At 41.3% G+C, this 23,389-nt stretch carries 18 protein-coding genes; 3 read left to right on the top strand and 15 right to left on the bottom strand.

The window, feature by feature from the left end; all coding sequences use genetic code 11:
* Positions 1-284 precede the first annotated feature (284 nt).
* The gene (locus EYB58_RS11750) at positions 285-1,592 is read left to right on the top strand and encodes an IS91 family transposase (protein ID WP_111958353.1); all 1,308 of its coding nucleotides are present in this window, start codon (positions 285-287) and stop codon (positions 1,590-1,592) included.
* Between the two features lie 1,112 nt (positions 1,593-2,704).
* On the opposite strand, the gene EYB58_RS11745 is transcribed toward EYB58_RS11750, so the two are convergent.
* The gene (locus EYB58_RS11745) at positions 2,705-4,633 is read right to left on the bottom strand and encodes a tetratricopeptide repeat protein (protein WP_111958355.1); all 1,929 of its coding nucleotides are present in this window, start codon (positions 4,631-4,633) and stop codon (positions 2,705-2,707) included.
* A gap of 257 nt (positions 4,634-4,890) precedes the next feature.
* On the opposite strand from EYB58_RS11745, the gene EYB58_RS11740 reads away from it, so the two are divergent.
* On the top strand, positions 4,891-5,472 hold the full coding sequence (locus EYB58_RS11740) for a recombinase family protein (RefSeq protein WP_111958357.1): 582 nt from the start codon (positions 4,891-4,893) through the stop codon (positions 5,470-5,472).
* A 319-nt stretch (positions 5,473-5,791) separates the two neighbouring features.
* On the opposite strand, the gene EYB58_RS11735 is transcribed toward EYB58_RS11740, so the two are convergent.
* The 3 genes from EYB58_RS11735 to EYB58_RS11725 all read right to left on the bottom strand — a co-directional run bounded on the left by EYB58_RS11735 (position 5,792) and on the right by EYB58_RS11725 (position 10,898).
* On the bottom strand, positions 5,792-7,120 hold the full coding sequence (locus EYB58_RS11735) for a hypothetical protein (RefSeq protein ID WP_131072050.1): 1,329 nt from the start codon (positions 7,118-7,120) through the stop codon (positions 5,792-5,794).
* 533 nt (positions 7,121-7,653) lie between these two features.
* On the bottom strand, positions 7,654-8,382 hold the full coding sequence (locus tag EYB58_RS11730; RefSeq protein WP_111953086.1) for an endonuclease: 729 nt from the start codon (positions 8,380-8,382) through the stop codon (positions 7,654-7,656).
* Between the two features lie 752 nt (positions 8,383-9,134).
* Complete coding sequence (locus tag EYB58_RS11725) at positions 9,135-10,898, bottom strand: hypothetical protein (RefSeq protein WP_111953084.1); 1,764 nt, start codon at positions 10,896-10,898, stop codon at positions 9,135-9,137.
* Between the two features lie 44 nt (positions 10,899-10,942).
* On the opposite strand from EYB58_RS11725, the gene EYB58_RS11720 reads away from it, so the two are divergent.
* Positions 10,943-11,125, top strand: coding sequence for a hypothetical protein (locus EYB58_RS11720; protein ID WP_111953082.1), 183 nt, complete (start codon positions 10,943-10,945; stop codon positions 11,123-11,125).
* A gap of 9 nt (positions 11,126-11,134) precedes the next feature.
* Here the strand turns inward: EYB58_RS11720 and EYB58_RS11715 are convergent, their stop codons facing one another.
* The 11 genes from EYB58_RS11715 to EYB58_RS11660 form a co-directional block, all read right to left on the bottom strand.
* Entirely contained in the window at positions 11,135-12,127 is a 993-nt protein-coding gene (locus tag EYB58_RS11715; protein WP_111953080.1) for a ParA family protein, read from the bottom strand.
* A gap of 245 nt (positions 12,128-12,372) precedes the next feature.
* Positions 12,373-13,320 carry a phospholipase D-like domain-containing protein gene (locus EYB58_RS11710; RefSeq protein ID WP_111953078.1) on the bottom strand — a complete coding sequence of 316 codons (948 nt, stop codon included), beginning with the start codon at positions 13,318-13,320 and terminating at the stop codon, positions 12,373-12,375.
* Between the two features lie 71 nt (positions 13,321-13,391).
* Positions 13,392-14,042, bottom strand: coding sequence for a hypothetical protein (locus EYB58_RS11705; RefSeq protein WP_111953076.1), 651 nt, complete (start codon positions 14,040-14,042; stop codon positions 13,392-13,394).
* Positions 14,043-14,434: 392 nt separating this feature from the next.
* Complete coding sequence (locus tag EYB58_RS11700) at positions 14,435-15,961, bottom strand: relaxase/mobilization nuclease domain-containing protein (protein WP_111953074.1); 1,527 nt, start codon at positions 15,959-15,961, stop codon at positions 14,435-14,437.
* A 90-nt stretch (positions 15,962-16,051) separates the two neighbouring features.
* Complete coding sequence (locus tag EYB58_RS11695) at positions 16,052-16,393, bottom strand: plasmid mobilization protein (RefSeq protein WP_111953072.1); 342 nt, start codon at positions 16,391-16,393, stop codon at positions 16,052-16,054.
* 87 nt (positions 16,394-16,480) lie between these two features.
* Positions 16,481-17,134: a TrbM/KikA/MpfK family conjugal transfer protein gene (locus tag EYB58_RS11690; protein ID WP_111953070.1), complete on the bottom strand. Its 654-nt coding sequence runs from the start codon at positions 17,132-17,134 to the stop codon at positions 16,481-16,483.
* Positions 17,131-18,066, bottom strand: coding sequence for a P-type conjugative transfer ATPase TrbB (gene trbB / locus EYB58_RS11685; RefSeq protein WP_111953068.1), 936 nt, complete (start codon positions 18,064-18,066; stop codon positions 17,131-17,133). Before trbB ends, EYB58_RS11690 begins: the two co-directional genes overlap by 4 nt.
* A gap of 23 nt (positions 18,067-18,089) precedes the next feature.
* Positions 18,090-18,548: a S26 family signal peptidase gene (locus EYB58_RS11680; RefSeq protein ID WP_111953066.1), complete on the bottom strand. Its 459-nt coding sequence runs from the start codon at positions 18,546-18,548 to the stop codon at positions 18,090-18,092.
* A complete protein-coding gene (locus EYB58_RS11675; protein ID WP_111953064.1) occupies positions 18,538-20,394 on the bottom strand; it encodes a type IV secretory system conjugative DNA transfer family protein in 1,857 nt (618 codons plus the stop codon). The genes EYB58_RS11680 and EYB58_RS11675 overlap by 11 nt, the downstream gene beginning before the upstream one ends.
* Positions 20,391-23,174 (bottom strand): zincin-like metallopeptidase domain-containing protein, encoded by a 2,784-nt coding sequence (locus tag EYB58_RS23940; protein WP_242637332.1) that lies wholly within the window; start codon positions 23,172-23,174, stop codon positions 20,391-20,393. Before EYB58_RS23940 ends, EYB58_RS11675 begins: the two co-directional genes overlap by 4 nt.
* Positions 23,171-23,389 (bottom strand): hypothetical protein, encoded by a 219-nt coding sequence (locus tag EYB58_RS11660; RefSeq protein WP_111953062.1) that lies wholly within the window; start codon positions 23,387-23,389, stop codon positions 23,171-23,173. The genes EYB58_RS23940 and EYB58_RS11660 overlap by 4 nt, the downstream gene beginning before the upstream one ends.

Raw genomic sequence — 23,389 nt, 5'->3', positions numbered from 1 at the left:
GTGATAAATCTTAACTTTTTACCAAAAGTTAAGATTCATTAAATTTAATGTATTATGGGTGTAATTAAACATTTAGGGGAAAATCCCCATAGAAAAATAGATAACAAACTGATATATAAAACAATCCCAATGAAATCAGTTTCCAAAAAATGAGGCTAATAAATGGATAAAAACCGGGAAGTGTGAATTCAAACAAAACATTATAAATTTAGAGTATAGGAATTTCCATTTTTACCACGGTCCCTTCATTTGTGGAAATATAAAAAATATGTTTAAATCCTTTCATGACTTGGTTCTCGGATAGAAAATCAATTTATTCAGATGTTGATGTTTTTAAAAAAATCTTCGATGATCATTGGGGAAATTTCATAAAGGCCTATCCGAAATATGACATTGATCAATACGATAACCCGGTTCAGAAAATGCTTGGGTGCAGAGATGCCTCCAACGGTTACAGCGAGTACATCTGCATGTATTGTGGCCGGGACAGAAGGCGAGTACCCTTCAGTTGTAAAAGTTGTTTTTGCCTTTCATGTGCCAAGCAATACGTTGATAATTTTGTCAGCCAAGTAAGTGGGGTGCTGCATACAGGAGTTATTTACAGACACATCGTATTAACGCTGCCAGAGCAGTTAAGGCCAGTATTTTTCAAAGAGCGTTTCAATAAATATTTGCTGTCAGGCTTTATGAAGTGTGGGGCTGAATGTTTAGAAGATGTAGTCAGTACGGTAAAGAGAAAAATGTTGAAAATAGGAAGTATAGTCGTTGTTCAAACCCATGGTCGGTCAGGGCAATATAATCCACATTTACACGTTATAATGACAAGCGGTGGAGTTAGTACTGAACATGAACGCTGGTATGATTTAGGCTATTTTAAGTACGAGATAATCCACAAGAAATGGCAATACCATTTGTTTGCGTGGTTGAAAAGATATTTTGATTCATTGGAAATAAACCAGCTTGTGAATAAACTCTGGAAGCAATATCCCAATGGGCTTGTTGCAAATGTCAGTAAAGGGAGCGTACCAGAATCCTGCCGTGGATTAGCAGGATATTTAGCCAGGTATGTGGCGTCTCCTCCAATAGCAGTACGACGCATAGTCAATTACGATGGTCAAACTGTTGAGTATTGGTATAAGGATCACCGCACCAAGTCGAAAACATTTGAAAAAGTGCATGTTTATACATTTATAGGACGGATGGTTCAGCACATCATGCCGAAAGGTTTTCAAAGAGTACGATATTACGGTTTAGAGGCTACTAAAACGTACAAAAAATGGTCTGAAGTGATTCCGAGAGGGATAAAGCGAATAGGCCGAATAGTCAAAGGTGCGTATCAAATAGTAAAACGGAAAAAATATCGAGAAAGATATCAGGAGATCAGCGGGATAGATCCCATGAGATGTCAATATTGTGAATCTGAAATGGAATTGATGACGATATGGCATCCCAAGCATGGTGTTCTGTATGATATTGTTTCGACTTTAGAGGAAGTGAAAATTGAGCAAGAAAAAGTTGATAGAGGTGGCGGATATTCCGTTTGGCCCCCCGCCGGAGGAATACAACTATCGTTGTTCACAATGCCATCATGAAATGAAAGTTAATGAAGCCATTATAGATGTTGAAATAGGAATAGCTGAATTTGAAGGCAGGTGTTATGAAGAATTTATGCCGGTTTTGGGGTGTCCCAGTTGTAATCAAGACACTATGGAGTTTGTACGAGATTAAAAAGCCCGCGCGTCAGCGCGCTAAGTTCATAGTTCTTCAACATACGTCCCCCCCCTTTTTTCTCTAAATGAAGCAAGGCTATGTCCCCAAAAAGCGAACACGGAGTTAAGCTGCTTTTGGATAAACTCCCGGCGATTTAAAAAGAAAGCTTAGGTATAAAAGCGGACTGCCAACGATTTCAGAAAGGTGAGAAATGGCAGAAGCAATGCTCGGCACTCTTGTTTTAGAAATATGATACACCTTTTTATTAAGTCTCAAAAAACGATCGTTTGATAGGACAGTGAAAAGCCTCAATGGCTGTAACGAAAAATCAATGCTCTCAGGGGGGACTGAAGTCCAACGGAACGAAAGGTTACTCTAACTCGATGCCCCAGTTTTTTTCTAAAACCTTGTAAATAGGGGTTACCATTATAAAAACGCAATTTCAACCGATTCAGCCCCCAAAAAATGGGAAGGTCCCCTGGTGATATCCACTGCCGGGGGATATTTTTTAGGGATCTGCGGAAAATCATCAATATGCTTAAAAAATAAAATAACATTAAAACCTTTATTCAAAGACGCCTTGGTGTTTTTTAGTTTCTAATTCTGTAGATTAAGAAACTTTCATTAACTCTTCAAACCCATTTAAAATTCACGTCATTTCTGGGCCTTGCTGGGAGCAGGACACCGGATTAGGTAGGAGGGATTTCCTTTGATGTCCAGATGCTCGGATTCAGGGAATACCACAAAAGGTCTATATCTGTTTCAAAATCCCTGGGGCTATTGAGACAGAGAAGATTGATGGAGAGGGGTCTATTCAGCACTGGGAGCTTTTTGGTCCCTACCAAGAGAAGGGCCGGCCGATCATGGGGTAGCACACAACGTCCGACCGAGAAAAGCCGCCTTTTTCTTGTTTAAATTTATAGACTGTGGGGGAAGTGATCTGGGCTGGAAGTTACCATAACCTCCGTTATCTGTGGCTAATCTTGACTCGATTTCACACTTTTTGATATGAGTTTTTAATTGATTGAAGGTTTTCCCTTACTGAGATTGTATCAGGGTGATCATTTCCCAAGCTATTTTCAAAAACGGTTAATGATTTTTCTAAATACTCGATCGCCTTCTCATACTTGCCCAGAGAGTACCATGCCGTGCCCAGATTGTTCCAGTCTAGGGCGACCTCCGTATGCTCAGGCCCGTAGGTTTTCAGGTCTGATGATAGGGCCTTCTCGTAATACTCGATCGCCTTCTCATACTTGCCCAGGGAGTACCATGCCGAGCCCAGATTGTTCCAGTCTACGGCCACATTTGGATGCTCCACCCCGTAGGTTTTTATGTTCGATGCCAGGGCCTTCTCGTAATACTCGATCGCCTTCTTATGCTTGCCCAGGAAGTTCCATGCCGAGCCCAGATTGCTCCAGTTTACGGCCACATTTGGATGCTCCGACCCGTAGGTTTTCAGGCCCGATGCCAGGGCTTTCTCATAATACTCGATCGCCTTCTCATACTTGCCCAGGAAGTTCCATGCCGAGCCCAGATTGTTCCAGCATACAGCCACATTTGGATACTCTGGCCCGTAGGTTTTTAGGTTCGATGCCAGGGACTTATCGAAATACTCGATCGCCTTCTTATACTTGCCCAGGAAGTTCCATGCCGAGCCCAGATTGTTCCAGTCTACGGCCACATTTGGATGCTCCACCCCGTAGGTTTTTATATTCGATGACAGGGACTTCTTGTAATATTCAATCGCCTTCTCATACTTGCCCAAGGATTGCCATGCCAAGCCCAGATTGTGCCAGTCTACGGCCACCGCAGGATGCTCCAGTCCGTAGGTTTTTATGTTCGATGACAGGGACTTATCGTAAAATTTGATCGCCTTATCATACTTGCCAAGGGAGTTCCATGCCGAGCCCAGATTGTTCCAATTTACGGCCACATTTGGATGCTCTACCCCGTAGATTTTTATGTTCGATCCCAGGGCCTTCTTATAATACTCAATCGCCTTCTCATATTTGCCCAGGGAGTTCCATGCCGAGCCCAGGTTGTTCCAGTCTGAAGCCACATCCGGATGTTCCGGCCCGTAGGTTTTTAGGTTCGATGCCAGGGACTTATCGAAATACTCGATCGCCTTCTTATACTTGCCCAAGGATTGCCATGCCAAGCCCAGATTGTTCCATCGTACTGCCACATTCGGATGTTCCGGACCGTAGGTTTTCAGGTCCGATGACAGGGCCTTCTCGTAATACTCGATCGCTTTTTTATGTTGAGCTAATGTGTATAGAATGTGTCCCAAATCATTTAAGTAAAGGCTGTTTCCTGGGTCACATTTAACCGCTTGTTCAAAATAGTATTGGGCTTCCTTGTATTCTAATTTGAGTTCCTTGACAGAACCCAGTTCATAGGCACTTTCAGCGGCACTGTTTATGCTCTCCTCAATCTGTTTAATGTTTTTTTCAAAAGATTTTGTCAGGAGTTTTTCCGCTCCGTCCAAGTCTCCTGCTGTTAACTTATCTTTCGCCTGGGCGATAAGTCGATCATCACTGGAACTATTTTCTAATCTTTTCTCCTGTTCCTTGTACCGTTTTTTCCAGTCGTCAATTATTTTATCCCGGTTTTCAAGGGCAATGTCTTTTTCGTCGAGTGTTTTTAGAAGATAGTCCTGGGCTTTTTGAGGTATCTCTTGATGGATAACATTACCATCCCCGGTAACCGTAAGATTGTTGGAACCCGAGACATTTACTGTGGTCTGAGAAGGTGGTGAAATGGTATTCAAAAAAGATGCACCGGTAATTATAAATCCGAAAATCGTAATGTAGGTGCCAATGACACCAAGTTTTTCGGGTATACTCCATTCTTTCCATTGCTCTGTTCCTGGAATCAGCAACCACACTGCCCAATGTTCTTTAGGGGGGAATGAGAGACGCAAGGCAGCTCCTTTTTTTGTTAATTGTCAGTTTGATTGTGATTAATATAAATTTCACAAAGGGCGACTCACGTCAAGAAAATAGGCCCACTGTGAACCACTACCCGCGTCTAAATTAAAGATCTATTATAAAGGTATACCTTATTGACAGTCTATAAAACCACGTTAAAAAGGTTGTTTTTTTAATTGTTGACACTGTTTTTAAAAAGGTTTAGGAGCTTGTTGACAGTTAAGCAGGCATTTTTACCGGGAAGGATGTCATGATGATTTTTACTTATTCCAGAGTCAGCACCTTAGACCAGAGTACAAATATGCAGGTGGAAGCTTTAAAGGCTGCTTACCCTGATGCAGTCCATCGCCAGGAAAAAAAATCAGGAACAACTACCAGGGGCCGTGAAGTCCTGAACCTGCTTTTGGATATGATCAACCAGGGCGATAAACTTGTGGTTTGGAAACTGGACCGGCTGGCAAGGAACACCGGGGATCTATGCAAAATAGTTGATCACCTGGAAAGCAGGGAGGCTTCCCTTGAGATCCTGGATCAGAAGATCGACACCAGCACAGCCACCGGCAAGGCATTCCTTCAAATGCTTGGGGTGTTTGCAGAATTTGAAACCAACCTCAGAAAGGAACGGCAGCTTGCAGGTATTGCAGCAGCCAAGGCCAATGGCAAACACCTGGGGAGAAGATCATCCCTCACCGATGAGCATAAAAAAGAAATCCGGACAAAGAACGCGGCCGGGATAAACCCTACGGAGCTTTCCCGAGTTTATGGAGTCAGTCGTGGTACCATCTACAACGTTTTAAAAAATGCCCCCTTATCCTTATCAGGTGAGTTATGAATAATGTGAGAATCATTGACTTTTATTGATTTTAAAAAAGGTGTGGACTGACAGGGATAGTCTACTGTCTTCATTCGTTTGAAAAGCGGATATTGTTCTGAAGGTAGTCTTGACCTCAGACACTTGATTTGATCTACCAGGTTTTTAATTCTGGTCACCAATAACAAAAGTAGTCAACGCCGCTTCAATAATGGCTTGGGAGTTCTTAAATACCATGATTGCTCGGTCAACTTTTTATATTATAAATATGTAATCACCTAAATCACTGGCTCGCCCGGTGCCTTTTGTTTGTTGTAACAAAATATCATACTCTAAGAAATTATGAATTCGCCTTCTTTTTTAATTTCCATAGAAAATAGAACTGTTCAGATTTCAATTTTTCTTCGCTATCACCTAAAGTCAACAAATTAGATACAAAGTCAGTACCAAACTTGAAAAGACCAAGGGCTTTAATAATTTCAGAGAAATCATTAGGGAACAATCCTGCCAGCATGCCAAATGAAATAACCCCTGCTATACCAATCACCGGTCTATAGGTGTTCACTACTAAATCTTTTTTAGCTTGTTTGACCTTTATATCAAGTTGGGCAATTGAAGGCCTTATTATATCAGCGTATAAATCTTTTGCTTCTTTTTCAGTTGTAATTCCTGAAGGTGATGAAAAATTATTTATAGCTTCATTTAATCCCTTTCGGAAAAGCAAAAAAGATTCTTTTTCTCTTTGACGTATTTTGAGAATATCTCTTAATTTTACGTCATTTATAAATGGAACTATCGCTGTAAGATATTTTTCAGCAATTCTATTACGATTAGCTATTTCTTTTACCGGCTGCAAGGAATTTAAAAAGTTAAAGTGCAAATTATTATCAGAAATAAAGATACTATTATAAAACTTGGAAGCAGCTATTCCTGCCAGCGCGTCAGAAACTATAGTGTGTGCATAGTCAGTATGAAAACCTAAATCTTTAATCATTGTTTTTGATAAGTTAACTTTTGCACCAGCTTTAATTTTTTTTAAAATGGTAGGTCTTTTTTTTAGAGGAATAGGGATGTCTAATTGAGACCATGAATAAGAATGATGAAAAAATGGCTCAGGCCCGTCAAATAGAAATTCTAACTCGTCATACTCTATCACTGCCTCGACTGACATATTATTGAGATATTTTTGCTGAAGGTTTATATAAGAACTTGTAAAATTTTTCCCTGCAGCTTCCCCTATAAACGTTTTCGCCTGACACGTAAAGCAGGTTTCGGTGGCGGGACAATAAAACCCTATAAAGTCATTATCAATAAGAGGGTCAAGCTTAAGAATAAGCGTAATGTCATCAAAAAATGTTTCTCTAAGTGAGTCCAAATCATAAAAAACTGAAATGTAAGGATATTTCGTAAAATAACTTTGAATATATATTTTGTCGCTATACATTAAAGCAAACCTTGATAATTGATCGATACTATTGATACGGCAACTTAATCCAGAACATTCACTAATACCACCGCCTAATCCTGAAGAAGCAGTATGAGTTGAAATATTATTTTTAACTGGCTTGGTCTCTGATTTAATAATATCTTCGAGCTCGGCCCCAATTTTTTCAATATCATTTAAAGAAAGAGAATTAATTGTCTCAATATTGGGAGAATTCTTTTTCACCAGATTTTTTTTATGTAACAGATTAGTTATCGAGTCCAAATCTTAGCCTCTTTTATATTAACTCTTTTTTTACTTGCAAATCTCAGAACAGTTTATTAGTCGCCGATCGAAAGCGAAGAAGTTGATCTGTGGTTTCTGTTTATCTTGCACACTCACGTATCTATCGGGATAACACCCGAAAAGTAAGGATATGCAAATCTGGATAAATTTTTAAATATCAACCCCAAAATTCATACCATCATTCGAAATGCTTCGCAAAGGCTTTCGTTCAACTTTATGCATAAGGTTGAACAATACGGGTGCTCTAAAAGCGATAGATATGCCTATCATTGGACACCCGAGCCGATTTAGAATTAGCATTCAATAACATAAGCATTGTAGAGGATATTTAAAATTTTTCACTGAGGACTATATCATAAACAAAATACCATCAATGCCGAATTTAAAAGCCAAGACTATTATTAATAGTTATCACCATCAATAAACAAGCCCCTGGCGGTTCGCTGCCAGGGGCTATCATCAAAAATATAAACTTACTGAACAAATTTATTTTTAGTGCCCTGGACAGCTTCAATCCGTTTGGCTCTTTCCCTTTCCCAATCGTCTATCGGATCTTCCTTGGCCCAAGCCTGAAACAGTTTCCGGTTCTTTTTTGAAATAATCCCACGCCCGGGGTAAGCATCATCCATATAAAAATAAATTCTGGCGATGTCTCCCCGGATTTCAGGCCGGGGTTCGGCTTTTCGGTCTTCTATTTCCATGTCACAGTTGCCAAAACGTCGGGGTTCACCCGGAATCATTGCATAAGAATAATTTGACCGCAGCGCATTGACTTGGCCGATGGCCGGGACCAGATTATACATGTCTGCCTGCATATACCGATATTCCATATTGACCTTTTGAGCGCAGTTTCTCCCTTTAAATGCCTTTCCTTTTTTATCCACACAGGCCGGGTCACCATTTCTCCATTCTCGAAACGATTGCCCAAAACTTTGTGCAGGAACAACATGCTCCCATTCAATTCTGTCTGCCCGTTTTCGGTATTTTGTTGATGGAGAAAATTTATCAGCCTGCAGGCCCACCTTTTTTTTCATGGTAAATGGGCACCCACAATAAAAGGTTTCCCGGTGATCATAATAAACCTGATTCAACAGCCGTTTTTTAGCTTTATTGAAAGAGTCATTTGTTGTGTTGCCGCCAGCTATGGATAAGGCAGGGAATAATATCAGGCTTAGGAAAAGAATGGCTTTAAGGATTCTCATATGACGGTTCTCCTTTGATTATGGTCTGTAGATTTTAATTGAGGTTTTATACCTGGTATCCGCCTTGGCTGTCAAAAATCATTTAAAGTGTACGGCGTTTCATTTTTGCTTTTTGGGGTGGGGTATGTTGGATCTCCAAACAGTTGATTATGGAGGTGTCATGGGAGAGATGTACAAAAAAAATGAGGCGAGGTGACCCCGGCCGGCCGATCCCACCGGGGCCTATCAATATATATATGGAGACGCTCGTTTAGAAGCGCTCAATATTATTGATAACTTGGATGGAATGGTTTGTAAATATTTTTCCATCGTCGAAACTCTTTATTTAAGCCCATTTTAGGCCGATATATTGTGGTCATTTTAGACTTGGATAATATAAATCAGGCACCAAGCACCGTTAAATAGACGATTTTATCATTCCTGAACTCAAAAACAGATTTCGTTTGGACGATGTCGGCCGATGATTTTTACAAAAACTATTTCATCAATATCCAAAATTCCAGTGACACAATATTGAAGTAGTCAACGCCTTGCCTGGAAAGGTTCTCGGGGTTCAATGATAGACATATTGTGGGGTCGGCTTTTCCTCAAAAATTTGCAAAAATCAGCTTTATATCCAGATCCCTTGAAAAGAATCCTTGCCCGGGAACTGATTCCTAAAATCAGCCGAACCGCCCTGGTACGTGATCCGTATGCCGGGTGGTGAGGGAAGACTCCTCAGTAATGGGGAGTCCTATCCCGATTAAAAGCATTTACTCCCACCTTCGCAGGCCCTCAACTATTCCATAAATACTGGACACTACCTGATGAAGCATTTGCAACCCTTGATGCACAAACGGTAAATCTCTATCAATTTCTATAAGATTGAAAGCTTCTTCGATTTTACTGCTTGGCAAATGAGCATCCGCGTGTCTAAGCTCATAAATTCCAACAAGGGGAGCTGTAATCTTTCGAATGAAATCAAGCTCGTATTTAGCGGCAAGAAGGTTTTCTAAAGATTTTAATGAGCCCCATTTCTGCTTTTTCGGCGGAGCTACAATGGTTTGCATTGCTTGAGCATCAAGGCTGTCGGCAATTAATCGCGCTAAATCTTTGGCCAATGCGTAAAAAGAAGATTCATCAATAGATCTGAAGCGATGTGCTTTTTTAATAAGTTCTGGGACAACTTCATGGTCTCGAAAGAGCCTTATGCCTAACTTAGCCAGTGAGAGCTTGTTCGCTTCTTCTATACCTTTTGATAGGAACTCTTCTGGAGCCATAGTGCTGGCTGGCTCTGCTCTCACTTGAGAGGCGAGTAGTTCGGAAGAAACTCCACCTTCTGGAGAGATATTGTAACCGGCCCAAATTTGCTGCTGCCACTCCGGCAACAAGCCAACATCCTTGGCGTATACATTTAAAAGTCCCAGTTCATTAATACCGAAATGGGTCCCAGATCCATAGCTACAGGAAACTGTTCCTGTTTGTTCGGTGTAAAAAGATAGATGACCACCCCTTCTGTGGTACAGCGCCATGATTAGGTCTGGCTTAAACCAAAGCCATTTCCCGGAGTCAATCAAATCACGGCCACAACTTTTATTTCCTTCAGCATCGACAATAAAAAAAACTGTTGGGTCAGTTTCATCTCCGCGTACTTTAGGACTACTTGCTCCAGGCATTAATATTTCGTTGCGCCAAAGTTCGCCTGAAATTCTGTATAATTTACGGCCTTCAAATTCCTTTTCCCAAGATTCTCCATTGGTATTCTCGTCAGTAGGAATGCCTGATATATCTGGAACATCATCAGATTCGTCAACATCTGTTCTTGAGACATGAAATACAGCCATTTTCTTACCGAATGAATGACCGCCTTCATGTATTTCCATGATAATGCCTTCCCAGCTATCTTGTTCATTATTTTCTTTACTGCGACCGTTTTGCCATGAAATGTGGGAGGCGTCATCGCATACAACATTCCGACTAAAATAGTGTGTCATATATAACGCCAGTTTCCTTGCACAAAGGTAATCTTTTAAATATTGAGATTTGACCTCTATCATGGCTGGGGCTTCATTATCAGAAGTTTTTAATCGTGCAACTTCTGTATATCCGTCTTTCGGGCAGAGCCAAGAATTACCTTCTCGAATCAGCCCTAAAGTGATTACTAAATCTTGGTTAAGATGCCACACATTTGGACTGTCATCATCAGTCCTTTGCGCCAACAAGAGATGTGTCCCTTCAAATTCTCCTCTGCAATCTTTATATAATTCTGCTGGTGTGTATTCGCCGTCTTCAACCCAGCCAGAATGTTCATGACTAATTCCAACATCCATCCAGCCCAATTTTTTTGCAGCTTCAATCTTATCAACCGGAATTGCGACAGAGCCTGTACCGAAAAAATCTTCTTTGTATCCATCGTAACCGGGTTTTCCTTCTTTTTCATTATAGAAAACAGCTCTCAATGGTATCCACACTGATCGGTTAAAATCTTTCCGGATGATATCATTCATTTCAAACCATGCTTGGTTCACTAATTTCATTTCTCCATAGTTTCCATAGTTGCGGATTAGGTGCTTCTAACAATATGGGGGTTAGGGCTTACACCCCCAATTCCTATGACGGATTTACCCTAAATGTGCAATTATACCCCAGTTCGGTTGGTTCATCTGGCCGGGACAAGGTACTGGACGAAGTCAGCACCGCGGTTCACGGCGGCGCAGCCGCCGTGAACGAAAAGCTCAGCCGCGCGGCTTTTTACGTCCGCTGAAGCGTCATGTTATACTACACTTAATAATTTGTTTACTATTGGTTCGAAAAACTTCGCTGAATCCCTCGCTGAAGAGATATGAGCCCCTCTCAAACCATCTCTTGAACCACAGTCAAAAACAGGTTTTCTTGCTTCTAAAGAGTATGGAATCAAACTATGAAGATTTGGTATTTTACCTATATTCCATTGTCCATCTCCCCAGTCATGAACTTGACCAATAGGATTAAGCTTATCAATAATATTTTCCTTTACCGCTTGCTCTACTCGGTCACCAAATATTGACCATCCCTTCGTCATCCCCTCTGTGTTTTTGCGAATATTATGTTGTTGCATTACATACCCCAAAAACATCGGTCTTCCGTGTGGTAGTTGAATATCATTCCCCGTAAATGCAGAGTTACACTGATCCCATTCATTTCTCCAAGTAACTAATTTTGATCCAAGATTCGAAGTCCCTCTTATAGAAAATAAATCAGGTGACATTGGCACCATAAAATAGTCACTTGCCGCTAATACTGCTCTATTTAATGCTCCAAGATTAGGCCCAAGGTCCAACATAACAACATCAGCATTTACTTTTTCCGCCGCCCATAAAATATAACGATAGATTGCGGACTGAACTCTTAAGTCTCCAGGGCTACCACCTTTAGCACTATTCCAAGAATCGCCAAGTGAATCCTCAAAATTACTCAACATAATATCGCCTGGAATTATATATAAATTTTGATAATTTGGCCCAACTAAAGATGGCTGTCTTTTTCTGATATCACCTAAACGTTCGTAGACAGGTTCAAGAGCATTCCATATACTATTTCCCCTGTCAGATTTCCAACTTTTCTCTAATTCTGAATCAGATATTGAATATGAAGAAAGGTTACATTGACTATCCAAATCAACTATTAGTACCGATTTTTTATTTTTCGCAAGTAGGTGAGCAACATGATACATATATGTGGTTTTACCAACACCACCTTTGTTATTAAATATTGACACAATCTTCATAATATTTCCTTATGCATTAAAGTATAATCGCGGTACTGGATGAATTCAGGACCGCTGTTCACGGCGAGTTTTAGCGAGTCCGTGTTGACCCGTTTGCGGTTTGTTAGCAATTATGAGTTGAGACGTTGAATTTTCGTAATATACGCTGATGCTTAAGGAAATTAGGGTCTTCTTTCCCCATGAGGTTAATCTCCCAAACGGATTCCGTAAGCCAGTCCGCTTTAATTTGCCTTGTTAGATATTTTTTAGAAACCCAAAATTTGATAGTCTCTTTGACTTACGTTGAGCCTATAGAGATTTCCAAGGATTCCTAATGACGACAGCAAGTTGTTCGCTTGCATCTCTCCCAATCCATCAATCAAGTAAAAATAGAGTTTTAGAAAACTCTCAAGCTGATCGGGAACGGTTACTGCGGCCAAAACCTCCCACGAATAATAGGGTCTCTTGTAAGTTTCAGTTATTCTGTATCCAGTTGTAAAATTACAAGTAGAGCATCTATAAGTAACTTCAGGCTCTACTAATATCGGATCAGAAATACAATACTTACAGGCGTTCCCGATTCCGCATTCAAACTGCGTAATTTGACCATATGTATTTGAAGAACACTCAAATAAGGCTTCATCTCTTTCTGTTAAGACCAATTGAGACCCGCAACATGGACAAGTGCCTGAATTTAGATTCAAAAATGACTCTAACTTGTATTCCCTAAAGAAATCTACCCAGCCAATATCATACTCATGCCCAAAGCGTTTTTTTAGATCCTCAATTTTGTTTTCGTAGTAAGCTTCATATTCGCCTTGAAGAACAATCATTAGCGATTGGTAAATAATGTTGATTGCATTGTCTGGTTTAAATGCGACGCTAATCTCACCTTTCTTTTCTGCAAGAGATATTTTTTTGACCTTGTACAGATTCTGGCTACCAACAATAACCAAATCATCGATAACGTAAACTTTGGCATGAAACTTCAAATGATCCGTCAGGATGACATTGCCGATTTGATTACTTGAAACGTTCGAATCATCTCTGACAACCACCAGGTGAGGCAGGTGTGAAATCTTGCCCAAAACATCTCTTAAATCGGAGGTATTTGTGTAGGCAGTAAAAATAAAAACATGCCGTTTTGCATTTTGTATAGCGGCATAAAAATATGACCAAAACTCTTCGCCATACATCATTTTAACATCAGTCATATTTCTTCCTTATCTAACCTGCGGATCACGGGCCTGAAGCGCCAGCAGAAGGCTCCCGTGCACCCGGCTTGTTAGCTACCTTCTTTTTTGTTTGAAGTTAAACTTACTTTCCCATCACTTATAAAGTTTTCAATATTTTTTAAGCGCCTGTAATGTGCAAGCAAGATTTTCAATGTAACCTCTGGATTACCAGTATATTGGTCAATTTGTCCAACATTATCAAAACCAATAAGCCTTGCAATGTGATTGGACATAGCAATCAATTCTTCATTTTGTTTTTTTGTTAATTGAAAATCATTTAATTTGTTTTTGTTTCTCTGTTGGTTAATCTCTGATAACATTTTGTAAATAGTTTTGTATGTTTTTGCTGCTGTAACACTCAACCCAAGATAAATCGCAATGGATTTTGAAATTTGTAAGGCAATTTCAGGGTTAAGAAGCAAATCTATCCAGCCAGGTGAAGCATAATGCATTGAAAAAATATCTGGCTTATTTTCCTGTGATACATGTAGCTGAAATTTTTTATAAATATTAATATATCGGTATTGGCCATTATCTTTATAGTTTTTGAATATTTTTAATAACTGATTTTTATGTTCGATATTTTGATCCGGCATGAAACAATATTGGAATGCATACACTTGGTAGTATGCACGGGGGAATTCGTATAAATCTTCTAATTTCCATTTGTTGCCAATGTTTATTCGATATATATCTTTCATAGAAAATGCCTTTAATAGCTAACATTAATTATATTGCTGCGCGTTTTTAGACGGTTTGGCCCAAAATCTGCTTTTTTTTGTACCGATGGGTCAAAAATCCGAATTTGTCAGTAAAACGCTTTACCAGACTGCTTTTACATGAATCTCAGACTTGTCGGCAAGCCACAATTTGTTGTTATTTTAATGGATATATTGCATCCATATAATTTACAAGAAAAAATATCAGGCCTATGGAATGCAAATAATGCGATTACCGTTTGAGAAATACAAAGGTCAAGAATAATGGTATCATGGGTCGCACATGCCTATTTGAAAGTAGCATTCAATAGCAGAAGTATTGTGGAGGGGGGGATTAATGTCAAATCATTTAAAAACTTCTGAAAACGATAAATTTACATCCCATAATCTTCACCATAAAAGCGCTGAAAATTTTTATTAAATTTTATCCAGTTATAATTATGTTGCTTTTGTTCCTGAATATAAATCTTCCAAGCTTCTCTTTCTTTGGCGGATTTGAGTTTTTTTACCGGTTCAAATTTATACGGCTTTTCAATTGTATAACCGCCTTGGGACGGTTCAAATTCCCTTAAAATTTTCAATCTTCCATCATTGCCCCATCGCAAGCTTTCAGATTCTCGTCTATAAGCGCGTGCATCAAACGACAAAATATCCTCAACTTGTCCTGTTCCGTGATATGCCAAACGGCATTTGGACAATTTGCGCAAATTGTTTTTGGAGAGCGGCTCAGGTTGCCTAAAACCGGACTGCTTACATGTGCTTGTGTTTCGTTGTTTTCCGGTGTTTTTATTACTGGGCTGTCCTGTGTTTCTTCCATTGTTCATCTCTCCTTTTTTTTGGCGTTTAAGAATAATGCCGTTTTTGACAATTCGCATTCCGGTTTTAGAAAAAGGGATGCTTGAATTTTTTTTAGTCTTGCCGCCTATATCCGTTAAAACAAAACCCGCCCCCCGTGGTTTAACTTCAAGACCGATTCTGGCAAGTTCCCTATGGAAGTCTTGCCAGGTGTTAGATTTGATTGCCGCCTGGGCGATAAACTCTTTTGACTCTAAAACAAAGGTCTCAAAGGATTTCAGTCCTGTTTTAGTTTCAAAATCTTTGGCTTTGGCGTTTTCCCGTTTGTGCTCCCGTTGAAAAAATTCTTTTACCTCATAATCGCCAGCTGATTTTTCATAAGAACCAAACCGGTCCTGAAGCTTTTTCTTTGACAAATTTTTATCAAAATCGCTTAATTTGATATGATGACCATCTTTTTGTTTGTGGCCGATAGCGGCCAGGACACAGCCGTTCCCGCGCATTAGCACAGTTAAGCCGTAAACGGCAAGTTCTTTGTGCAAGGACTGCCAATCCCGGGTATTGTCAAAAACGTGTTGAACATCTGTTTGCCGCTGGTTAACGTAATCGCTAAATTGCTGTTCAACACCAACGTCAACCTTAAGCTTATATTTTTCCTCCAGGAGCCGGCACGTTTTATCCCGTTTATAATAATCATAGAAAGGATCATGCCGGGTGTATTTTTCCTTATGAATCATATTGTAAGCAACGTGCATGTGGGGATTGTCGGTGTTGATGTGTATTCCACAGAGCCGTTGATGATCTTCAAAACCTAAAGCTGCAGCGAATTCTTTTTCAATATTTTTAAAATCTTCCAGGGAAAGTTTTTTGAAATCTTCGGGATGAAAACTGACTACCATATGATAAGTTTTTTCTTTTTTGGTCCGGGTATTCATTGCCTGGGTGGCTTTAATTTCATCAATGGCCAGATCATAATCTTGCCCCGCATAACAGCTGGCTGTCCATTTTGCAAAGAGCTTTTCTCTTTCATGACCGGCGCCTATATACAGCCCTAAACGCTTTATGTTGTCGTTTTGCGGTCCGCAATGGATTCGTTTTGATATCATGGCATTAAACTGTGATGATGGTACTATGGTCCAAAGACATCAAAAATGTCGGTGTTGCCTGAATATATGGAAGGAAACAGGGCTGCAACCTTACACCATATCCCGAATTTTAGAAATGACCGGCCTAAGCTGCCGCTGCCTGTCTTCAATGTCATGCAGTACCTTTCTTATTTCTGAAGGAGGCACATTTTTAAACCCCTGGGTAAGATAATATTTAAACAGCCCCCCAAGCCTGCCAAGATCGGCGTTCACTTTAAGCGCAGATAAAAAAGCTTCCTGGTCAAGTCTTGATTCTATCCTTTGACCGGTTAAAATCCGGCGGATATATTCAGAGACGGAAAAGCCTGTCTGTTTGGCAAGAAGCTTGATTTGGCGGTATTCTTTTTTCGTCACATAAGATTTGAGAGTTATTTCCCGTTTGTTTTTTTTCATTGCACCCCCCCCCTGCGTTTTTTATTAAAAGCACCATCAGGAACAACGGTGCTTGCCAGCACCATTATTTCTGATGGTGTTACCTGGTTAATCGGCCCATTCCCAATGGTTTTGTGATATTGCCTCCGCGATCTGAGCTTGTTCGCTTCTTGACTTTGCATAGATTAAATAATATTCATTGCCGTCGTCATCTTTGACCTTTCTGCCTATATTGGAACCTATATAGACTGGTTGTGATTGTGAATATTGTGAGTAAGCGGTGTATTGATTACTGTTCATGGCGGCATAATACTTTAAACAATATGCCGGTAATTCAGGATCAACTGCCATTACCGTATAACCGGAAGAGTGGTTGGAAATAGAACTAAAATTACGTCCCGTTGAAATGACCACTTTGACAAGATTTTTATTTAACTGTTCAACAGTGCAGGAAGAACAATTGTAATCAACGAGGACGTTGATCAAGCTGGACATCCCATCTGCATTTGAATCAGGACATTTTTTCAAAAAAGATTTCCGGGCGTCCCTGGTGTCGGATAATTTCTTTTTTTTGATGCTGAAAAAATAATTTAAAGCAGGGTCACATTCGTCCGGCCTGTCGCCCGAAGACAAGCATAAAATAGATTCGCAAGCCAATTTCTGTTCATTTGTTAATTCATCATCTCCCCATGAGAGAGGCGTTTCTCCTAAAAAAACTATCCAAAAAAGAAAAATCGTAATTGTTGCTGAAAACTTTTTCATTTTAAAATCCTTAATTTTTGTATTTCCGATTGAATCCCATAATCGTTTCCTATTTCGGCTATGTCCTTAATTTTTCGGCCTTCTTTGGTTCGTTTGATAAAAATTACCAAATCAACTGCCTCCTGGATTAAATCATCCATGGGGTTCGGCACAACTTCGGCAATGAGCTGCTGCAGCCGGACCAGTCCCCCGGCACAGGAATTGGCATGGACGGTACACACGCCACCGGGGTGGCCGGTATTCCATGCCTTTAAAAGGTCAAGGGCTTCACCGCCTCTTACTTCACCCACAACGATTCTGTCTGGCCGAAGCCTCATGGTGGTTTTAAGAAGATGCTGCATATTGGTGTTCTGGTTTGTACGCAACATCACCTTATTTTTTGACAGGCACTGCAGTTCGCTGGTGTCTTCGATAATAACAAGCCGTTCATCGCCGGCAATATCTGCCAATTGTGCAAGAATGGCATTTGTCAGGGTTGTTTTACCGGAACCCGTTCCGCCCACCACCAGGATGTTTTTTTTGTTTGCAATGGCATCGCAGATAATTTGCTGCTGATCCAAAGACATGGTTCCGGACCGCACGTAATTATCCAGGGTAAATATTCTGATGGCCTTTTTGCGGATTGTGAAAGAGGGATTAGTCACAACCGGAGGGAACAACCCCTCAAACCGGCTGCCGTCCAGGGGCAACTCACCTTCAACAACGGGAGAATCCTTTGTAACGACGGCTCCAAGCATGGACGCAACCTGGCTCAGTATTCCGGCAGCAGATGATGCAGGAATGGCGGATACTTCCACCATTCCCTTGTCAAACGTATCGAGCCATAGCTTGCCGTCAGGATTGAGCATAATTTCAATCACGTTATCATCATCCAGGGCCTGGGTAACAATAGGGCCTAAATTATGCTTCAAACTGTCCAAAACAACGCTCATTTTCACTCCTTTCCAATATTTTCTCAGAGACAAAAAACCCAAAGAGGGGTTATCGTATCAATTATTGAGGATTGGGGCACAAAGCCTATATACCTGCTGTCCAATGAAAATTTTGTGTTGCCAACCACAACCAGATGATTGGCAGGCACAATGCCTGTTTTGGGTTCAAACGCTGTAATCGCCCGGTCTTTGCTGTCTGTATCCGAGGCCGGGGGCAATTGGTATGCCTGCCCTGGTAAAGCAGCCACACGTTTCATTAAAGGGGTATTTTTAACGTACTTTGATACAAGAGGCTGTTGTGCAGCAGTGGGATGAAAAACAACAAAGGAACCGTTGACAATTGCCCGGGAGGTTTTTAAATATATGCCTATGGGCAGGCTGGCGGATGCATTGATATAACAGTATTGAGATATAAAAAAACAGGCCGCGAAAAAGAGACTGCAGGGCAGCATGATTTTTATTATTTTGCTTTTATATGTCATTCTTCGAGACCTCTTTGAGTTTGAAAAGATCAATGCTGCCGGGCGGCGGGATTTTAACCCGCTTCTGGAAGACAGGATCTAAGAAATACAGTATCTGCTGACCGTACACCGTGTTGTAACCAGCAACGAATATAAGCATATCGCCGGGAGTTTTGATGCCCCCTTTTTCGTCTTTGACCGGGCCTCTCAGCCTCATGCATTCATCTGGTGTGAGCAGCGGCCTTGCAACTTCGCTGACAGACACCGAGGCATTGCCCATGCCGCCTAACCGCTTGCCGGAAACACTGGTTTTCTTGTCAACCACGGTGGTTTTCCCGGTCATGTCCGACAACAGCTTTGCGGTTTCTATCTTGTTGGGTGCATATGCAATTCTGACATGGCAATTTGATGTAATTGATTCGTCCCGGGTATACGCTTCCTGCAGCTGGGATAAATCCTGGACAATGATATAAGCCTTCACCCCGTAACCGGCCATAAACGCCAGGGCCTTTTGCATGATTTCCAATTTTCCCAGGCTGGTAAACTCATCCAGCATAAGCAGCAACCTGTGTTTATAGCAAACCACGGCCTGCCCGTTTTCAAACTCCATTTTCTGGGTGAATTTTCTTAACGCCAAATTAAAAAATACACGCAGCAGCGGCCTTAATCTGTCCAGGTTGGCAGGGGAGACAACCAGGTATAAATCAACAGGGGTTTCAGCGTTCATGATATCTGAAATGAAAAAATCAGACTCAGAGGTGTTTTTTGCGACAATGGGGTCACGGTACAAAGAAAGGTTGGTAACAGCGGTTGATACAACTCCGGACAGTTCACGGTCGGCTTTGATTACAGCTTCACCGGCATAACTGTCAATTGTGGATTGTATGTTGTCTGCCAGATCAATATCCATGTCCGGATACCGTTTTTTCAAGATTTGTGCGTGTTCTTTGTCTATCATTGCATAAAGCAGGTTTTTTACATCCCCCTCATTGTCGCTTTTTGTGATTTCTGCCACGACATCGGCAAGGGTGGCGCCCTGCTTTGATACAATGACATGCAAAATCAGCCCGGTCAGCAAAGCATACCCGGCCTGGGTGAAATAATCTTTCATGCCCTTGCCGTCCGGGTCACAGATCATCTGTGCAATATTCTGGGCATCCGCAATGGCATGATTTGTATTAATCCGCACTTCTGCCAAAGGATTCCATTTAGCAAAAGAAAAGGTTTCATCGGCAGGATCAAACTTAAGAATTTTATGGCTTAATTCTTTAGCCCGATATCCTGCCGTTAAAGCGTAATTTTCACCCTTAATATCCAGGGTTACGCTTGAGCCTATCCAGGCAAGCAACGAGGGGATAACCAGGCCCACACCTTTACCGGATCGGGTTGGCGCAAATGCTAAAATATGTTCCGGACCGTTATGGATCAGGTATTTGGTTCCCCTGGCCAATGGAAAGCCGCCGACATATACGCCGTCTTTGGCATCAAGTCCCATGGCGGCCAAATCCTTTTTCTTTGCCCAGGTGGCAGTGCCGTGCAGATTTAAATTGCCTTTCGGCTTTTTCCTGAGAATCAGGAAAAAGCCGAAGACCGTGCTGAGAATAAAAACACCGAAGATCAAGTCAACCTTATCACCCACCGGGGTGTCTGTTATGTATTTATTCCATTCAAACACCTTCCAGGGCAGGTAATAGGTATCAAACACCGGCCTGCCCAGGTCAGGATGGTATCTTAACGCCCTGGCTACGGTTTGGGTGGAGTAACTCATAAAGGCAAAGGCCCACAAGAAAAAACAAACCGGGAAGAGCAGGGCATACCTGCTTTCTTTTGCCTTGGCCTGCTTAAGGCCGTATTCTTGTTTTTTCATCGTTCAAGCCCTATGCCTTTGTTTTTGGAGAGATATTGGATTTGGGATTTCAACTGGCTTTGAACCCGGCTCTTACCCATCTTGCACTTGGCCAGGTCATTGAAATCCGTGTACCCAAGCTTTTTTGATTCATCCGTAAATTTTGGGATAATGACTTTAGCGCCAACAGCTTTAGCCGCTTTTTGCGCTTTTTGAACCCCCACATTATTTTTTTTGGCGTGGTCATTATCAGCACAAATGAACAACTCAGCAGAGGGCATCAATTCCCGGATCTGTTTGGCAACCTTTTCAAGGTTGTTTGCATCAAAACAGACCACCGCCGGAAGGTGGCTCACATCATTAATGGTCTTTCCGGTTGCAAAGCCTTCAGCCAGCAGTATGGGTTTTTGTTCGTCGAATTCGCCTATGGTATATGCGTTTCCTGATTTTTTCCCGCCGGTTAGAAACTGCTTTTGCCCATCCTCGCCTATAAACTGCAGGGATTCGATTTTGTTTGTTTTAAGGTTTTTGGCAGGGATAATGAGCCGGTTGTTTTTATCAACCCGGTATTTTTTGTCTCCATTGATTTTTTTATCCGTAAGATAGGGGTGATCCGTGGTTTTATCGGCATTGATGTAAATGCCAAAGGCTTTTTTAGCTGCGGCGGCGTAATCCTCCTTCAGCTCGGCTGTCCGTGCTTGTTTATTTTTTGATGGAATGACAGTTTTTCCGATTTCGCCTTCATATTTGAAATTGGCTTTTTCCCCGGTTTTGTGGTTCTGAATAAACCCTGCAGGCCTGCCGTCAGGATAAAGCGTATATGCACCGGATTTTTTGCCGCCCTTATCTCCTTCAACCGCTACACGGTGCAGCTTGCCGTCCGCCTGGGGGCTGTCAATTTTCAGGCCGAGCCTGGATGCCTGATCCTGGAATTGAGCAAATACTTTATTCATATCAAAACGGTTTTCCCGGGCAGGTTCGAGCCATTTTTTAAAAGGGGCCTGGTCGGTTCCTGGTTCGAGAAACCAGGATTTTTCCTGTTTGTCCCATTTTGCACCCAGGGCCTTTGCTTCATCTTTCTCTGAATACGGCACGTTGATATACATTTTGGATTCGGGTTCTCTTTCTCCCCGACGCTTCTCTCCATCAAGCACGACTTGCGAATTCTGGGATAGATGCGGGGCAATGGTATCCAACAGTTCTTTTTTTTCAGATTCACTTAAAGGGACCGGCTCCTGGGGGGACGGGAAATGTTCGGGCTTTTCAAAGGAAAAAGTGATCTTTTTCAGATATGTTACTATTTCACGCTGAGTATCATCCAGTTCGTTGTTATAAGCTGATAACGGATCACTTTTATAGTGGTTGGGCATTAAATCATCAAACAAATCGGGATTGCTCATTGCCACAGTTATCTTTTCTGTATACGAAAATAAATCTTTTTGATCAGCACGGTATTGGTCGGCTTTAGCCTGTAATTTATCCGCTTCCTTTGTTACTAAAAGACTTGGCTCTTTGGGGGCATCGGCTTCTATTTTTGTTGTTTTACCTTTCTCTAAATCAAGACCCATCTTTCTGCCTAAAAAATGTTCCGGAAAGGGCGTTTTAATTTTCATTTCCCACATCGCTTTCATGTGAATAGGTAAACTTGTGGATACAAGCGGCCCTGTCGATTCACCAAATTCATTCATTCTATAAACTGATAATTCATCATCCTCTAAGCCTTCCATATTGGCTTTAGCAGAGATAGCGGCTTTTAAAGCGGTTTCGGGATTATCAAATTTCGCAACTTCATCACCCCATGGATCAACTAAGGTTTCTTTGTCGCTGATACCAACAAAAGATTCATCAACAATGATATAATGATTTTTTTCTGGTTCTTGGTCTATGGACTGCTGGTCAGTTAAAACCTGATCTTTACCTTTATCCAGGGCAAGTATATAATCCGCAATTTTTTCGGCATCTTTCATTGCAAAACCAAGTTCTTTGGCCCGGTCTTTATCTTTCAGGGCGGATAACCAGCCAGCAACATAATTTTTATTATTGTCCTGTTCTTGAGGCGTATAACCAATGCCAATTTGAGTGCAGACAAGCCAGGCCGAAATTTCCGCGCGTAATTCTTCTTTTGCCTTTCCTTCTGTGCTTTTAGTGTCTTTATCCCGATTCAGCATGGAGGGGTGCCCTGTAGCGTGTCCTAATTCATGAAATATTGTTGCATAATATTTTGATTTGTCGCTAAATTGGGCTTTGGGCGGGGTTTCTATTGTATGAGTTGCCGGACGATAAAACGCCTGGTCAAGCTGACTTTCCACAATTGTCATGCGGGAAGCATTTAAAAGTTTCTCTGCTTTTTCTTCCGGCTTCCAAGATGGTTCAGGCTGTTTGTATGGCTCCATGCCTTCCACCTGAGTTGCATTAAACAATGCAAAAGTTCGAAAAACTGGTTTATCAACTGTCACCATTTTTTCTTTGCCGTTATCGTCAAGAACAGGCTTGCCGTTCTCAAGTTCTTTTTCGAAACGAGACGGCGAATAATAAAACCCAGCCCGGGATTTTTCACCCTTCCTGATTTTGCAATCCATTTTTTTGGCCTGAACGAATGTCAACCACCGGGGGTCATTGTATCCACTCATAGCCAGGTTAATAAGATTAACGCCCCTGTAACTATTATCTGTGGTTGCGTTTTTAGGGATTTCAAGCAGCTCGCCTTCCTTCCAGGATTTCTGCCATGGTGCTCTGCCGGTTTCAATCACGTCAAGAACGTTTTGACCGAATTCATTTAATTTGTCTTGATATTTACTCATAATTCAACCCCCTCGCCCTCTAACTGTGCTTTTTGCATTCTGGCTAATTCTTCTGCAGAAATTTTTATGAGGCCAAAGGATTCTTCCGCATATTCGGCAACATCTCCCGGGATATCGTCAGAATCAAAATCAAGAATATCAAGCTGCCTTTTCAGCCAGGCTATGTACTCATCGACAGTCATGTTGCGCTTGATTGCAAAGTATTCAAAATCCAT

The sequence above is a fragment of the Desulfobacter hydrogenophilus genome (assembly GCF_004319545.1).
Lineage (GTDB): Bacteria > Desulfobacterota > Desulfobacteria > Desulfobacterales > Desulfobacteraceae > Desulfobacter > Desulfobacter hydrogenophilus.
The sequence above is the reverse complement of the archived record's forward strand: the minus strand, read 5'-3'. Positions and strand labels throughout refer to the sequence as shown.